We start from the raw sequence: 15396 nt of genomic DNA on the forward strand, positions 1-15396 counted from the left end.
CACCCGGCCCGCCCGACAGCGCCAGGCCGTACCCGCGTGACCCCAACCCCGACAGCCCCGACAGCCCCGACAGCCCCGACAAGGAGACGTATGCCCGGCCGAGAACACCGGATGAGGGCTTGACGGCCTTGGACACCTACAAGTGGCAGAGCGACTTCGCCCGCAAGTACGTCGGTATGGGCCGGGAAGAAGGCCGAGAGGAGGGACGCGAGGAGGGTCGCGCGGCCGAAGCGGCGAACAGCGTCCTGCTCTTCCTCGACGCACGCGGCCTGACCGTTCCCGACGAGGTCCGCCAGCGCGTCAGTTCCTGCACCGACCTGGAGACCCTGCGCATGTGGATCCGTCGCGCCAGCGAGGTCGAGCGCGCTGAGGACATCTTCGGCTGACACGCCCGCGACCAGCTCGAAGGTTTCACGTGAAACCTCGCTGAGCTGCGAGAACGAGGCAGCCACCGTCCCGTATCCGATCGGGACGGTGGCCTGTCGCGATGCCCCTCCCGCTACCGGAGGGGCGCCGCGATCCCCTAGACGTTACCGGGTCCGGTTCCGCCGTCGACGGGACCTTCGCCCCTCAGGAGGAGGTGCTCAGGTCCACCCGGCGCAGGAGCTGCGCGTTGAGCGCCACGATGATCGTGGACAGGCTCATCAGCACCGCTCCCACGGCCGGGGCGAGCACGATCCCGACCGGCGCCAGCACCCCGGCGGCCAGCGGGACGGCGACGACGTTGTACCCGGCGGCCCACACGAGGTTCTGCACCATCTTGCGGTAACCGGCCGCCGACAGCCCGCGGACCGCCACCACGCCGCGCGGGTCGTCCGAGGCCAGCACGACCCCGGCGGACTCGATCGCCACGTCGGTGCCCGCGCCGATCGCGATGCCGACGTCCGCCCTGGCCAGGGCGGGCGCGTCGTTCACACCGTCGCCGACCATCGCCACCCGGTTCCCCCTCGACTGGAGGTCGCGGACCACGGCGTCCTTCTGGTCGGGCAGGACCTGGGCGAAGACCTCGTCCAGACCGAGCCGCTCGGCCACGGCGTCGGCCACGTTGCGGGCGTCGCCGGTCACCATCGCGACGCGCACGCCCCGCTCCTGGAGCCGCCTGACGGCCTCGGCCGACTCGGGGCGGACCTCGTCGGCCAGCGCCAGGGCACCGGCCACCCCGCCGTCCACGACCACGTGCAGCACCGTCGCGCCGCGCTCGCGCCAGGGACCGGTGCGTCCGGCCAGGTCGTCCGGCTCGGTGAGGCCGAGCGACTCCAGCAGGGCCGGGCCGCCCACCTGCACGTCGGAGCCCTCGACCGAAGCGCGGACACCGCGCCCGGTCAGCGACCGGAAGCCGGTGGCGGCGGGCACCGCGCCCGCCTCCCGCGCCGCCCGGACGATCGCCCTGGCGAGCGGGTGCTCGGAGTCGGCCTCGACCGCACCGGCCAGGGCCAGCACCCGCTCGGAGGCGTGCCCGGAGGCGGCGGAGGTGTCGGTGACGGCGGGGGCGCCCCTGGTCAGGGTGCCGGTCTTGTCGAAGAGCACGGTGTCCACGAGGCGGGTACGCTCCAGGGCCATGCGGTCCTTGACCAGGATGCCGTTGCGGGCGGAGACGGCCGTGGAGATCGCGATGACCAGCGGGATGGCCAGTCCCAGGGCGTGCGGGCAGGCGATGACCAGGACGGTCACGGTGCGTTCGACGGCCTCGGTGACCTCACCGAACAGGGTCCACACGGCGGCCGTGAGCACGGCGGCGACCAGGGCGAACCAGAACAGGAGGGCGGCGGCCCGGTCGGCCAGCGCCTGCGAGCGCGAACGGGACTCCTGCGCCTCGCTGACGAGCCGCTGGATACCGGCCAGGGCCGTGTCCTCGCCGACGGCGTCGACGCGGACCCGGACGGCGGAGTCGGTGGCGACGGTCCCGGCGACGACACGGTCGCCCTCGGAACGGGTGACCGCGCGGGACTCGCCGGTGATCATCGACTCGTCCATGGCGGCGGCGCCCTCGACCACGGTGCCGTCGGCCGGGACGCGCCCGCCGGAGCGCACCAGAACGGTGTCGCCGGTGCGCAGCTCGGCGAGGCCCACCTCCTCGACCCCGCCGTCGGCGCCGACCCTCTCGGCGCGGTCGGGCAGGAGCGCGGCCAGGGCCTCCAGGGCACCGGACGCCTGGCCGAGGGCGCGCATCTCCAGCCAGTGGCCGAGGAGCATGACCACGACCAGCAGGACCAGTTCCCACCAGAAGTCGAGTTCCATGCCCACCACGCCGAACGTGGCGAGCACGCTGGAGCCGAAGGCGACGGTGATCGCCATGGCGACCAGGGTCATCATGCCGGGCCTGCGCTCGCGGAGCTCTCCGACGACGCCGGAGAGGAAGGGCCAGCCGCCGTAGAGGTAGACGACCGTGCCGAGGGCCGGCGGCACCCAGGTCAGCGCGGAGGGGACCTGGTAGCCGAGCCAGCCGGAGACCATGTGGCTGGTGAGGACCACGGGAACGCTGAGCAGCAGGCTCCACCAGAAGCGGGTCCGGAACATCGCGGCGTGGTCCCCGTGGCCGCCATGTCCCGCGTGACCGGTGTGACCCCCATGACCGGCGTGGCCCCCATGACCCCTGTGGCCACCGAGACCGGCGTGCTCACCGTGTCCGGGGGCGTCCCCGTCACCAGCGTACTCATCGGCGCTGCTGGGGCCTTGGCGATCCCTGCGGCTGGAGCGCCCAGCATGCCCCGAGGCACCGGCGTGAGCCGTGTGCGTGCCGTGACTGGCGTACCCCTCATGCCCCTCGTGTGTCTCATGAGCTGAGGGGTCCGTGTGCCCGGCACGCTCCTCGGAGCCCTCGTCCCGCCCCCGGCCCCGGTCTCCTCCGTGGCCGTGCGGTCCGTGTCCACCTGCGGTCATGTCGTTCTCCCCCTCACTCTCGCAACATACCCCTTGGGGGTATCCAAGGAACAGATGTCCACCCCGTCGGCGTGTCACTACAAGCAATATACCCCCAAGGGGTATTCCCACAAGGGATGACGGTTCATTCCCCGTTCCGGAACCGGCGTCTCCCGCCACGGCCACCGCCCCGCCGGAGGGAACGGGACAGTCCTCGCCCGACCCCGAGCCCGGATGTCCAGCACGGCGCCACCCGACACGGCGCCCCCACAGCACCCCGCGGACAGCGCCGCCCCGCACGACACCGCCCGGGTTCCCTGCCGGGGCGCCGGGGTAGGCCGATGCCGAGTGGACCTGGAGGGACACCATGGCCGGACACGAGATCGACGAACGCGGGCTCCTGAGCGGACCGAACACCACCGAACGCCCCCGGACCACGAGCACCGCGGTCTACACGGCCCACTTCGACGCGCCGCCCGACCGGGTCTTCGCGTTCTGCACGAGCCGGTCGGGCCTGGAGGACTCCATGCCCGGCGGGGTGCGCGTCCTGCGCTGGCCCGAGGCGGGCTTCGCCGAGGGCGAGACGATGGTGATGCGCTGGCGCCTGGCCAGGGTCCTCCCCGTACGCTGGGTCGGCGTCATCGACTCCTTCGAGGAGGGCGACCACTTCACCGACCTCCAGCTGCGCGGTATGTTCCGGTACTTCCGGCACACGCACACGACGGCGCCCGAGGGGGCCGGGACCGCCTACACGGACCGGGTGGAATTCGCCAGCCTCTTCGGTCCCATTGTGGACAGAACCGTACTAAGGTTTGTGATGGACCGGATGTTCCTGCAACGTCTGGCCCGCATGCGGGAACTGGTGGAGGCCGGAGCCTGACCGCGGGGAGCCCTCCCGGCTCCCCCACGTCGGCTCCACGGACCCGCCAGCGCCCCCACCAGCACGTACGCGGAGGCGTCGACACGTCGGCGCACCCGGCCCCGTCCCGGACGGGCGTCGGGACCGCGGACAAGCGCGGCGCCCGCCGGACCGGGTCCGACGGGCGCGGTGCCACGGGTGGGAGAGCGGCTCAGTCCCTCGCGGGAAGCGCGCCGTCCCCCTCGCCGTACCAGGGCCACCACTGCGTGGTGCGCCCGGACGGGATCATCCGGTCCAGCCGGATGGTCACCCGCAGGGCGAAACCACCCGCGACCATCCCCGCCATCAGATCCGTGAACCAGTGGAAGTGCAGGTAGATCGAGACGATGGACTGGAGCAGGGCGATGGCGACGATGCAGTACGCCAGGCGCCGGATGATGTGCGGCCGGGCCGCCCCGAACCGGATGATCAGGAAGAGCACCAGGCCGTAGATGAGGATCGCGTTCGCCCCGTGCCCGGACGGGAAGGCCACGTTGCCCGGCCCCATGAAGAAGTCGGGGTTGAAGTTCTTGGCGTGCCCCCGGTTGATGGCCAGCTTCATCACCGACACCAGGGACATCATCCCCACGACGCCGACCGCTCCCAGCACGATCGGACGCCAGCTGCGATGCCAGTAGGCCAGCTGGAGCGCGGTGACGCCCAGGACCGGCAGCGCGACCGCACGGGAGGCGACGGTGTCCGGCCACAGGATCATGGGTTCGCGGAGCGTGTCCCAGTAGGGCCGGGGCAGCTCGTTCAGGAAGTTGTCGACCGGGTGCAGCGGTCCCGCGGCCAGCATCGTCATGACGAGCAGGGCCACGGCGAGCATGATGGCGACGCGGTCCGACGCGATACCCCACGCGATCTCGCTCACACTGGGCCAGCGGACCGGGCGCACGACGGGCCGCCCAGGGTCGTACACGGTGGTACGCACCATGGGGATCGGTCCGCTGTAGGGTCCCGGGAGCGGTGTCGCCCGCTCTTGCCTGTCGTGTGGCTCGGTCAACTGCCTCGCCCGTGGATGTCGTCGTGTCCTCGAAGAGTGCGTCATGTGCTCAGTGCTGTCTCACACGTCGTGGGCTTGCCTGTGGCACTTGTGAAGCGTGGGGGACGGGCTAGCCGTGGTTACTGGAACTGATCTGACGTCCTCAGCGCCGACTCGGGGTGGGCATGACGGAGAGTTCACTACTCTCCGCCCACTCCGTTCGACGGCCGGTCCTTCGGACTGGTTCACTACGTCGTGACCGGCCTCTGGGCAGGATCGGCGTCCGAGGAACAAGGGGTGTCGACAGTGGCGTCTACGGTGTGCCCGGTGCTCGGCCCGAACCAGTCGGCGCGGACCGCTCGAGCGCGGGTGAAGGCGGCGCTGGTCGGGGCGCCTCATCGAACTCCTCGTCGTTACGTGCGTCACGCTCCGTACAGCTTTGTGTGAATATTGCCGACAGATGAGCCTACCCGGACAGTTCCCCCTGTCGGTGGTGTGGTGGCCCACGTACGTTCGCCGCCACCTCGGACTTTGCCCCAAGCCCCGACACTGGACGTTGGCGGTTCACCGCCATGCGACCTGTTCGTGAGCCTTCTGTTAGCGGTTCGAGGCCTGCTGTCCGGTTGACCCGCGGGCGTGTGGCACTCTTCAAGGAGTTTGTACGACGCTGAGTGAGCCGGTCCGCGCACGGGCCGTGTGCTGGACGTGGAACGGAAGGGCTCTGGATGGTCGACCTGCCCCAGCTGCCGGATGACCCCTCCAAGCTGGCTCGCGAGCCGCTCAGGGAGCAGATCCGGCAGGTACTGGTCGAGGGCCTGCTGTCCGGCCGCTGGCAGCCCGGCGAGCGGATCGTGGAACGCCGCGTCGCCACGGAGCTGAGGGTGAGCCAGGCCCCGGTGCGCGAGGCGCTGCGCGAGCTGGAGACCCTGCGCCTGATCGAGACCGTCCCCAACAAGGGCGCCCGGGTGCGGGCCTTCGGGGTCCAGGACATGGCGGAGATCTACCCCGTGCGCGCCGGACTGGAGCTGGTCGCGGCGCAGTTGGCCGCGCCCCGGCTGGCCGACGACCCCTCCCCCCTGGAGCGGGAGGTGGAGGCGCTCCAGCGGGCGACCGCCCGGGGCGACGTGTCCGAGCAGATCCGGCACAGCGTGGAGTTCCACCGCGAGGTCGTGCGCGCAGCCCACAACAGCGTGCTGCTGCACACCTGGGAGTCGCTGGGCGTGGAGGTGTGGACCGCGCTGTCGGTGCGCTGGCTGAACATGGAGCTGCACGCCAAGGCCGCCGACCACGCCCAGATCACGCGCGCCTTCATCGAGGGCGACCCCTCGGTGGGGCAGATGCTCAGCGATCACGTGCTCAACTACGTGGAGGCGGCGCTGAAGTCCCACGAGAGCGCCCGCTGACCCCTGATCCCTCCGCGGCCCGACGCCACCGGCCCGTGGGAGCGCGGTGACCTGCCCCGTCGCACCGAAACCGGACCTTCTGGCATAGAGTTGTATTGATCGATCATCGATCAGACCGTAGAGTGTGCGCGACACACATCACACACGAGCGGACCCCTCCCGGGCAAGCGGAGTCGTTCATCCGGCCGGTGGACGAACCCGTGCGACCGGCACCGCCGTGCCGGGCCACGGACGCATACGCCGGTGCAGACCGGGAAGCAATGCGGCAGGGGTTCTGCGGACAACTGCACACGAGACCCCACCAGCGCTTCGTGTCCGGGGGAGGACGAGCCACCTCCCCCGGGACGCGCCCCGCAACAGCCACAGAGCGCCGCCACCGCATGAGCCGGGTGGCTGCGCACGCCACGGTCGCACCCGACAGCGCGGCCACGGCGGGCCTGGTACCCCGGTCCACAGACCCGGGGCCCCAGGCCTTCTCGTACGTAGAAAGGCACACCATGGCTGACACGGCCAAGCCGAAGGGCCGCCCCGCCAGGTCCTCAGGGACCCGGCGGCGCACCACCCGCAAGGACACCTCCCCCGGCCTCGCTGACGAGAAGCCCGACACCCTGCTCGACTACTACCGCCAGATGCTGTTCATCCGGCGGTTCGAGGAGCGCACGGCCCAGGCCTACACCCAGGCCAGGATCGGCGGCTACTGTCACCTCAACCTCGGCGAGGAGGCCACGGTCGTCGGCCTGATGACCGCCCTCCAGGAGCGCGACTACCTGTTCACGAACTACCGTGACCACGGGTACGCGATCGGCAAGGGCATGGACCCCAAGCGGGTCATGGCCGAGCTCTACGGGCGCGTCGACGGCGTGTCCAAGGGCTGGGGCGGCTCGATGCACATGTACGACACCGAGACCCGCATGCTCGGCGGCTACGGCATCGTCGGCGGGCAGCTGCCGCTGGCCGCCGGCGCCGCGCTGGCCGTCTCCTACCGGGGCGGCGACGAGGTCGTCATGTGCCAGATGGGCGACGGCACCACCAACATCGGCGCCTGGCACGAGACGCTCAACATCGCCAAGCTGTGGAACCTGCCGATCGTCTTCGTGGTGATCAACAACTTCACCGGCATGGGCACCACGGTCGAGATGTCCTCCGCCGAGCCCGAGCTGTACAAGCGCGGCTCCGCCTTCCGCATCGAGGGCGAGCGCGTGGACGGCCGCGACGTGCTCGCGGTCCGCGACACCGCGTCCAGGCTCATCGAGCGCGCCCGCGAGGAGCAGACCCCGTTCCTGCTGGAGGCGTGGAGCTACCGGATGAAGGGCCACTCCGTGGTCGACCCGGCCAAGTACCGCACCGACGAGCAGAAGGACGAGGCGCGGTCGGAGGAGAACGACCCGATCGCCCTGTTCGAGGCCAGGCTCACCGAGGAGGGCCTCCTCACCGACGAGCTGCGCGAGGAGATCGCCGCCTCCGTCAAGGCCGAGGTGACCGAGGCCGCGGACTTCGCCGAGAACAGCCCGCACCCGGAGGTCTCCACCCTCTTCGACTACACCTACGCCACCCCGGTGCCCAACGAGTCCACCCGCATGCCCGCCGACCCGGTGTTCGCGGAGTAGGGAAGGAACCCACATGTCTGTGATCACTTACCGCCAGGCTCTGCGGGACACCCTTCGCGCCGAGATGGTCCGCGACGAGAACGTCCTCGTCATGGGCGAGGAGATCGGCGTCTTCGAGGGCTCCTACAAGATCACCGAGGGCCTGCTGAAGGAGTTCGGCCCGCGCAGGGTCAAGGACACCCCGATCGCCGAGGAGGGCTTCGTCGGCGCCGCCGTCGGCGCGGCCATGCTGGGCCTGCGCCCGGTCGTCGAGCTGATGACGATCAACTTCTCGCTGATCGCCATCGACCAGATCATCAACCACGCCGCCAAGATCTACGGCATGTTCGGCGGACAGACGAGCGTGCCCATGGTCATCCGCACGCCCGGCGGCGGCGGCCAGCAGCTCGGCGCCACGCACTCGCAGAACATCGAGCTGTTCTACTCGTTCATCCCCGGCCTGAAGGTGCTCGCTCCCAGCACCCCGGCCGAGGCCTCGCAGATGCTGCGCGCGGCGATCCGCGACGACGACCCGGTCCTGTTCCTGGAGAACCTGGGCCTGTACAACTCCAAGGGCGAGGTCCCCGACGACTACGCCGAGCCGGAGAACGACACCGTCGCCACGATCGGCCGCGCCAAGGTCACCCGCGAGGGCAGCGACATCACCCTCATCGGTTACTCCCGGATGGCCATGGTCGCGACCCAGGTCGCCGAGAAGCTGGCCGAGGAGGACATCGACGTCGAGGTCGTCGACCTGCGCAGCCTGCGTCCGCTGGACCGCCAGACCTTCGTGGACTCGGTCAAGAAGACCGGCTCCGCGGTGATCTGCGAGGACGACTGGCTGACCTACGGGATCGGCGCGGAGATCGCCGCCTCGATCCAGGAGGGCGCCTTCGACTACCTCGACGCCCCGGTCCGCCGGGTGGCGATGGCGGAGGTCCCCATGCCCTACGCCAAGCCGCTGGAGACGGCGGCCCTGCCGTCGGTCGAGTCGATCAGCACCGCCATCAAGGAGACCCTGAGCGCCGTCGGCAAACGGGTCGGGTAGAGGGAGTTTCAAGCATGAGCGAGATCCAGATGCCGCGCCTCTCCGACACCATGGAGGAAGGCGTCATCAGCACGTGGGTCAAGAACGTGGGCGACAAGGTCGCCTCCGGTGACGTCCTGGTCGAGATCGAGACCGACAAGGCCGTCATGGAGTACGAGGCCTACGAGGACGGCTACCTGGTCAAGCAGTCCGTCTCCGAGGGCGAGACGGTGCCGATCGGCGCGGTCATCGGCGTGATCGCCGACTCCCCGGACGCGGTACCCGAGGACTCCGGCGACGGCGGCTCGGAGCCCGAGGCCGCGCCCGCCGAGGAGGAGCAGGGCGAGAAGGCGGAGGAGATCCAGGAGGCCGCCGAGGGCACCGAGGCCGAGAGCGCCGGGGAGTCCGTCGGCTCCTCCGGCGACGAGGCCGCGCGCCCGCGCACCTCCCCTCTGGCCCGGCGTCTGGCCAAGGAGTACGGCCTGGACATCAACAAGATCCAGGGGTCGGGCCCCAAGGGCCGGATCGTGCGCGCCGACATCGAGGCCGCCCGGGAAGGCGGTGCCGCCGAGCAGGCCGCACCCGCCGCGCAGCCCAAGGAGGAGGCCAAGCCCGCCGCGGAGAAGGCGGCGACCGCTCCGGCCTTCGACGACGGCCGCGCCTCCGAGGAGCTCAAGGTCAGCAACGTGCGCAAGGTGATCGCGCGCCGCCTGACCGAGAGCAAGCAGACGGTGCCGCACTTCTACCTGCGCCGCACGATCGATGCCGAGGCGCTCAAGGCCTTCCGCGCGCAGATCAACGAGCAGCTGTCCAGCACGGGCGTGAAGGTCAGCTTCAACGACCTGATCGTCAAGGCCAGCGCGACGGCGCTGAAGCTGCACCCGGCGGTGAACACCTCGTGGGTGGACGACAAGCTGCTCCAGCACCACCGGGTCAACGTGGGTGTGGCCGTGGCCGTGGACGCCGGGCTCGTGGTGCCGGTGCTGCACGACACGGACAAGGCGACGCTGTCGGAGATCTCCACGCGCACGCGCGAGCTGGCGGGCAAGGCCCGTGACGGCAAGCTCAAGCCGCAGGAGATGAGCGGCGGCACGTTCAGCGTGTCCAACCTGGGCATGTTCGGCGTGGACAGCTTCTCCGCGGTGATCAACCCGCCGGAGGCGGCCATCCTCGCGGTCGGCGCGATGCGCCAGGAGCCGGTGGTCGTGGACGGCGAGGTCGTCGTGCGCAACCGGATCTCCCTGGAGCTGTCGGTGGACCACCGCGCGGTGGACGGCGCCGTGGGCGCCGCGTTCCTCAAGGACCTCGCGGAGATCCTGGAAGAGCCGATGCGGATCATCCTGTAGCGTCCGGCGCTCGGTACACGCGACGCCCCGGCCGGGAACGGCCGGGGCGTCCGTCGTTCCCGGACCCGCGCGTCCGGCCCCGTCGTTTCCGGGCGGACGCGGCGGATTCCGTCCACAGCCTGTGGACAAGTGGACGCGGAGACATGCCGACGAGTCGACACGGCGACGAACCGACAGGGTGACAGAGTGACAGGGCGGCGCCCTCACCGCTCCGACACCGGAGGTCCCGGCGTGGCGGCCACCGCTGTCCACAGGCTGTGGACAGCCGAACGAGCGAGCGGGCGGGCGAACGGGCAAGGGGACACGTCACCAGGGCGGCATGGCGAAGACCTGGCCGAGAAGGGACCCGCCCGCGACGGCCACGCCGTAGGACAGCACCCGCCAGCCGGACCACCGGAACCGTTCGCGGAGGGGCCGCCGGTGGCGGCGGTGGCGTCCGCCCTCGGCAGGTTCGGTTCCCTCCTCCAGAACGCCTGGGCGGGCCAAAGACCGGTTCCGCCGGTCGCGGCGTTCCTCGACCACCCTCATCCAATGGGGCAGAACGCCGTGTTCGAGCCGGTAGGCGACCCGTGGGTTGCCGCGCATCTCTTCGAGGAGCCGCTGTTCCCTCGTGAGCGGGGTGGGCTCGGAGGTGTGCGAGGGACGGGAAAAGCGACGGCCCCGGGGTGCGCCGAGCACCTCCCGCATGCTCGGGTTCACGGTGACGGCGGTCATCGGAGGGCTTCGCCCGCACCGGGGATGGCGAACTCGGCCCACACGGCCGTTCCCAGGTCGGCGCAGAAGGGGAACGGGACGACCGGGTAGGTACCCCAGGTCTGTGCGAGGTTGTCGATGAGGAGGAGTCCGCGTCCGCGTTCGGCGGTTATCCACTCCGTCTCGGTGCGCTGTTCGGGTATGCGCGGCGCGGTCTCCCGGGCGCCGTCGTCCACCAGGACCAGACGCAGGACACCGGGGTTGGTGAGGAACAGAGAGCGGAGCACACGTCCTCCGGGTTCTCCGGAACAGGTGTGCTCGACGGCGTTGGCGGCGGCCTCGCTGGCGCACAGGGCCACCGTCTCGACCAAGTCGTCGTCGAACCCGGCCAGGTCGGTGCGCACGTCGGCTCGGACGTCGGACATCCGGGAGAGGGTTCCGGGGTAGATCCGGGCCTTCCACCGGGGATCGGCGGGTATCACCTGCGGCACAATGGACATGTCGACAACTCGCTTTCTGGTTATTGCTTGGGTGTCGGCCTGCTCTGGGGGTGTTAGTGCACCCGCCAGGGCCTTTTTTGTTCGTCCGCCCTCAGCGGGCGGCATGCTGGGCGGCGGGACCGCCGAGCGGTGTGGACGTGTCACTGTCGGCCTGACCGGCCGTGATGGCCCTGCGTGCGGGAGTCGTGTCGAACGCGGCCGCGATGTCGGTGAGCAGGTCCAGGGATTCGGCCGTCGGAAGCGCGGCGCCGCGCAGGTCCTCGAACAGGTCGATGAACGCTTGGACGTCGCCGGGTTCGGTGATGAGCTGGCCGTCGCCGCAGGGAGCCATGACGTGGGCGACGGTGTAGGAGGGGCCGAGCGTCAGCAGGCGGAAGGGGCCCATGGGACAGGGGTGTTCGCGTGCTTCCCGGGGGATGATCTGGAAGCGCAGACCGCTGTCGCGAACGGAGCCGCGGAGACGCCGCAGTTGTTCGCGCATCACCTCCCGGCCGCCGATCGCGGTGCGCAGGGCCGTCTCGTTGACGACCACGCGCAGGCCGTCGCTCCTGTTCCACCCGCTCTTCCTGCCACGGCCGTGGTCCCGGCCCAGAGCGGTGGAGTAGTCGTGGGTCTGGAGTGACGCGGGAATGAGACCGGGGTGGAACTCGCGGACGGTGCCCGCGCCGGAGTCGAGCCCGTGCGGGGGCGCTCCGGCCGCGAGGTGGGTGTTGATGGTCGCGCGGGCCCAGGCGTTGACTAGGCGTCCCCTCGCCCCGGTCCTCCCGTCGAGGTAGTTGGCGGTCGAGCGGAACGGGACGGTGGCACCGGACTCGACGCGGCGCAGCTCGTCGGCGCTCAGCGCCTCGCGCATGGCGAGGTCCTCATGGGAGAGTCCCGCCGCCAGCCGCAACTGCTCGACCCGCCTGCCGAACTGCACCCATTCAAGCTTGGGACCAGTCGACAGTTCTTCCTGAGCAGCACCCGGACCTCGTGGTCCCACAACCATGACGCCTCCTAAAGGAGTAACGGACGGCGATCAAGCCGTCACCCTTGAAGGCATCATGCCCCACGATCATGATCGGTGCAATAATTTCATCAAGAAATAAATTCATAGGAGTAGAGCACTGGCCTCACCGGGTCAGGTGACACGTGGGACACTGAGGCAGTTGCCCGAAGGGATGCATGTGAACGAGCCGGATCCCCAGCCTTCCGTCCGTCAGCGCTGGTTGGGTGAACTCCTCATGGAGTTGCGCCTGGAAGCCGGACACAGGTCCCTGGCTTCCGCCGCCAAAGCCCTTAAGCGTTCGGCCCCCTCGATCAGCCGTTTGGAAAACGGACTGGTCACTCTCCCTGTCCGGGACTTCCCGCCGATCCTCGACGGCTACGGCGTCACAACGACACAGACACGGGAGCGCATCCTGGCGATAGCCAGTGAGATCCAACAAGAGCGCCGCGGCTGGTGGGTCGAGTACGCCGATGGATTGGCACCCAGCTACGTCGATCTGGTGCGGTTGGAGTCGACAGCGCTCACCGCAAGATGTTGGGAGCTCCAGTACATCCCCGGCCTCCTTCAGACGCGGGAGTACGCGGTCAACCTGGGGATGGCGCTCAACCAGCACAAGAACCGCGAGCAACTGGAGCAGTTCGTGGACGTCCGAATGAACCGGCAGAGTGTTCTGTCGCGCGAGGACGGGCCTCTCGATCTGCATACAGTGCTATACGAGGCGATCCTGAGACAGCCAGTCGGTGACCCGGCCGCCTTCGCCCGACAGCTCCGGCACCTGCTGGCCAAAGCCGAAACGTCCAACATCACCATCCAGGTGCTGCGTCAGCCGTGCAGCCCACATGCCGCGATGACCGGCTCTTTCACCTTGCTGGACTTGCCGAGCCTGACTGTCGCCCAAGTCGAGCTCATGACAAGCACCGTTTATGTTGAAAACGAGCCAGATGTCGCCTGCTACCAACAGGCGTGGAATGTCCTTCTAGCTCAGGCGCTGGGCCCCGAGGAGTCTCAGCACCTCATCGAGCAGGCGATCGAAGACTTGGGAGCATGACATGTTGACGGGTCAGGAGTGGCGCAAGAGCAGCTACAGCGGACCTCAGGGATGTGTCCGGGCCCGCCGCCCCGAACAGAACATCGTGGAACTGGGCGACACCACACAGCTCCACGGTCCCACTCTCCCGGTGCCAAACCCCGAATGGGCCCGTTTCCTCTCATACGTGAAGGAAGACGCATGAAGCGCCGCAGCCGCTTCTCCGACGAAGAAGCAGCAATCTGGTTCAAGTCGAGTTACAGCGCAGGGCAGAGCGCCTGCGTAGAGGTCGCCCGTGTCCCCACTGCGTTCCGCAAATCCTCTTACAGCGGATCTCATGGCGAATGCGTCGAAGTAGCCGACCTGGACAGCGGCACGGCGATGCGCGACACCAAGCACAGGGAACTCGGTGCGCTCGTGTTCGACCGCACCGAGTGGCACGCCTTCATCAGAGGCACCAAGAACACCCACCACTAACCGCAGAACCAGCAGTCCCCGTCCGCCGACACCGGGCAGACGGGGACTTCTTCGTCCACAGGCGCGCTGACCGGTTCCGGGCGTCCGCGCGCTCCGTCCACAGCCTGTGGACAACGGGCCGCCGCACCCCGACTGGTATACGGTCGGCCTCATGCCCCACGTGCTGCACATGACCGAACTCGAACGCTGGACCTCCGGCAGCGGCGACATCGAGGCCGACTCCCTGCGCACCCAGGGGTTCGTGCACGCCTCGCCGGACGAGCCCACCCTGCTCGCGGTGGCCAACGCCTTCTACACCGACGCCTCCGAACAGCTGGTCGCCCTCGTCGTGGACACCGACGCGGTCGGCTGCGAGGTGCACTGGGAGGCCGCCGAGCCCGCCCCGCCGCCGGGCGTGGGGGACGACGTCCTCTTCCCGCACGTGTACGGGCCGATCCCCCGAGCGGCCGTGACGGGCGTGCGCTACCTGCGCCGCGACCCCTCGGGCCGCTACACCGGCGCCGAGGAGCGGCCCGCCACGGCCGAGGCGCTCAACCTGCTGCCGCACCCCGAGGGCGGCTGGTACCGGCAGACCTGGCACAGCGGCGTCACCGTGCACCCGGAGGGCTACCCGGGACCGCGGTCCACCGCCACCGGCATCCACTTCCTGCTCGGCCCCGGGGAGGAGTCGCGCTGGCACCGGGTGCGCTCCGACGAGGTGTGGGTGTTCAACCGGGGCGGGCCCCTGGTGCTGGAGTACGGCGGCACGGGAGGGGCGCCCGAGCCCGACGGACAGGTGACCCTGGGCTCGGGGATAGAGCGGGGAGAACGCCTCCAGGCGGTGGTCCCGGCCGGCACCTGGCAGGCCGCCCGCCCGCTGGGCGGCGGGGAGGCGCTGGTCAGCTGCTTCGTCTCCCCCGGTTTCGACTTCGCCGACTTCGAGGCGGTCTGACCTCACCCGACCCTCTCGCGGACGCGGTCGGCGAGGTCCCCGTCGCGCGCGATCCGGGCCAGCCCGGCCGCCAGGCGCGCGACCTCGTCGCCCTCCACGAGCTTGGCGAGCTTGCCGCCGTCCTCCGGCAGGCCGACCTTCTTGGCCCCGCCCAGCACGTACTTGTCGGTGTAGGGCCGCAGCCAGGGCCACACCGCCTGGACCTCCCGGCAGAACATCACGGCGCCCGTCGGCCCGATGCCGGAGAACTCCCGGACCATCGCCTCCACCCGGCTCGTCCGGTGCTCGGAGCGCTCCCCGAGTCTGCGCAGGTCGCCCTGGTACTCCTCGCGCACCCGGTCGACGCACTCGCCCAGCCGGGTGGCGGTGCTCTCGTCGTAGCGCACGTAGTGCCCGCGCCCCAGCGCGTCCACGCGGTCCTGCCAGCTGAGCGAGGCCATACCGTCGGGGGTCGTGCCGCCCGCCTCGTTGAGCTCACGGGCGGCGGCGATCGCGATCCGCGCCGAGATGCGCGCGGACAGCAGGTTGACCAGCACCAGCAGCTGCCACAGCGCTGAGGGTCTGTCCGCCATCCGGATCCCGGCCTCGGCGGCGAGGGTCGTCCCCGCCTCGTCCACCACGGCGCGGGCGACGTCGGCGTTCCTGGCCATCTCCCGGCCCCCTTCCAGGTGTGGTC

The 15396-nt window shown here is 70.1% G+C and carries 16 protein-coding genes; 10 read left to right on the forward strand and 6 right to left on the reverse strand.

The features are described from left to right. Positions 1-119 precede the first annotated feature (119 nt). On the forward strand, positions 120-386 hold the full coding sequence (locus tag G011_RS0116625; protein ID WP_231391511.1) for a hypothetical protein: 267 nt from the start codon (positions 120-122) through the stop codon (positions 384-386). 184 nt (positions 387-570) lie between these two features. Here G011_RS0116625 and G011_RS0116630 read toward each other — a convergent pair whose 3' ends face one another. Beyond that, positions 571-2517 (reverse strand): heavy metal translocating P-type ATPase, encoded by a 1947-nt coding sequence (locus tag G011_RS0116630; RefSeq protein ID WP_019609473.1) that lies wholly within the window; start codon positions 2515-2517, stop codon positions 571-573. Between the two features lie 709 nt (positions 2518-3226). Here G011_RS0116630 and G011_RS0116640 point away from each other — a divergent pair. Then, the gene (locus G011_RS0116640; protein WP_019609475.1) at positions 3227-3739 is read left to right on the forward strand and encodes an SRPBCC family protein; all 513 of its coding nucleotides are present in this window, start codon (positions 3227-3229) and stop codon (positions 3737-3739) included. Positions 3740-3929: 190 nt separating this feature from the next. Here G011_RS0116640 and G011_RS0116645 read toward each other — a convergent pair whose 3' ends face one another. Beyond that, a complete protein-coding gene (locus G011_RS0116645) occupies positions 3930-4694 on the reverse strand; it encodes a phosphatase PAP2 family protein (RefSeq protein ID WP_019609476.1) in 765 nt (254 codons plus the stop codon). Between the two features lie 773 nt (positions 4695-5467). On the opposite strand from G011_RS0116645, the gene G011_RS0116650 reads away from it, so the two are divergent. From G011_RS0116650 to G011_RS0116665, 4 genes are all read left to right on the forward strand, one after another. Then, positions 5468-6145, forward strand: coding sequence for a GntR family transcriptional regulator (locus tag G011_RS0116650; RefSeq protein WP_019609477.1), 678 nt, complete (start codon positions 5468-5470; stop codon positions 6143-6145). A 497-nt stretch (positions 6146-6642) separates the two neighbouring features. After that, positions 6643-7752 (forward strand): pyruvate dehydrogenase (acetyl-transferring) E1 component subunit alpha, encoded by a 1110-nt coding sequence (gene pdhA, locus G011_RS0116655; protein ID WP_019609478.1) that lies wholly within the window; start codon positions 6643-6645, stop codon positions 7750-7752. Positions 7753-7765: 13 nt separating this feature from the next. Continuing rightward, a complete protein-coding gene (locus tag G011_RS0116660) occupies positions 7766-8779 on the forward strand; it encodes an alpha-ketoacid dehydrogenase subunit beta (protein WP_013155796.1) in 1014 nt (337 codons plus the stop codon). Positions 8780-8793: 14 nt separating this feature from the next. Next, positions 8794-10104, forward strand: coding sequence for a dihydrolipoamide acetyltransferase family protein (locus G011_RS0116665; RefSeq protein ID WP_019609479.1), 1311 nt, complete (start codon positions 8794-8796; stop codon positions 10102-10104). Between the two features lie 306 nt (positions 10105-10410). Here G011_RS0116665 and G011_RS29930 read toward each other — a convergent pair whose 3' ends face one another. From G011_RS29930 to G011_RS0116680, 3 genes are all read right to left on the reverse strand, one after another. Beyond that, positions 10411-10818 carry a hypothetical protein gene (locus G011_RS29930; RefSeq protein WP_019609480.1) on the reverse strand — a complete coding sequence of 136 codons (408 nt, stop codon included), beginning with the start codon at positions 10816-10818 and terminating at the stop codon, positions 10411-10413. Then, positions 10815-11297 carry an ATP-binding protein gene (locus G011_RS0116675; RefSeq protein ID WP_036552770.1) on the reverse strand — a complete coding sequence of 161 codons (483 nt, stop codon included), beginning with the start codon at positions 11295-11297 and terminating at the stop codon, positions 10815-10817. Before G011_RS0116675 ends, G011_RS29930 begins: the two co-directional genes overlap by 4 nt. Before the next feature lie 91 nt (positions 11298-11388). Beyond that, the gene (locus tag G011_RS0116680; RefSeq protein WP_019609482.1) at positions 11389-12216 is read right to left on the reverse strand and encodes a helix-turn-helix transcriptional regulator; all 828 of its coding nucleotides are present in this window, start codon (positions 12214-12216) and stop codon (positions 11389-11391) included. 229 nt (positions 12217-12445) lie between these two features. Between G011_RS0116680 and G011_RS0116685 the strand changes: the two genes are divergently transcribed. The 4 genes from G011_RS0116685 (at position 12446) to G011_RS0116695 (ending at position 14720) form a co-directional block, all read left to right on the forward strand. Continuing rightward, positions 12446-13333 (forward strand): helix-turn-helix transcriptional regulator, encoded by an 888-nt coding sequence (locus tag G011_RS0116685; RefSeq protein ID WP_155979792.1) that lies wholly within the window; start codon positions 12446-12448, stop codon positions 13331-13333. 1 nt (position 13334) lies between these two features. Further along, positions 13335-13517, forward strand: coding sequence for a DUF397 domain-containing protein (locus tag G011_RS33000; protein ID WP_081642977.1), 183 nt, complete (start codon positions 13335-13337; stop codon positions 13515-13517). Beyond that, entirely contained in the window at positions 13514-13789 is a 276-nt protein-coding gene (locus G011_RS29935) for a DUF397 domain-containing protein (protein ID WP_036552771.1), read from the forward strand. Before G011_RS33000 ends, G011_RS29935 begins: the two co-directional genes overlap by 4 nt. 151 nt (positions 13790-13940) lie before the next feature. Then, positions 13941-14720, forward strand: coding sequence for a cupin domain-containing protein (locus tag G011_RS0116695; RefSeq protein WP_019609485.1), 780 nt, complete (start codon positions 13941-13943; stop codon positions 14718-14720). A gap of 2 nt (positions 14721-14722) precedes the next feature. Here the strand turns inward: G011_RS0116695 and G011_RS0116700 are convergent, their stop codons facing one another. Continuing rightward, positions 14723-15370, reverse strand: coding sequence for a hypothetical protein (locus G011_RS0116700; RefSeq protein WP_019609486.1), 648 nt, complete (start codon positions 15368-15370; stop codon positions 14723-14725). Positions 15371-15396: the final 26 nt, after the last annotated feature.

The sequence above is a fragment of the Nocardiopsis sp. CNS-639 genome (genome assembly GCF_000381685.1).
GTDB lineage: Bacteria > Actinomycetota > Actinomycetes > Streptosporangiales > Streptosporangiaceae > Nocardiopsis > Nocardiopsis dassonvillei.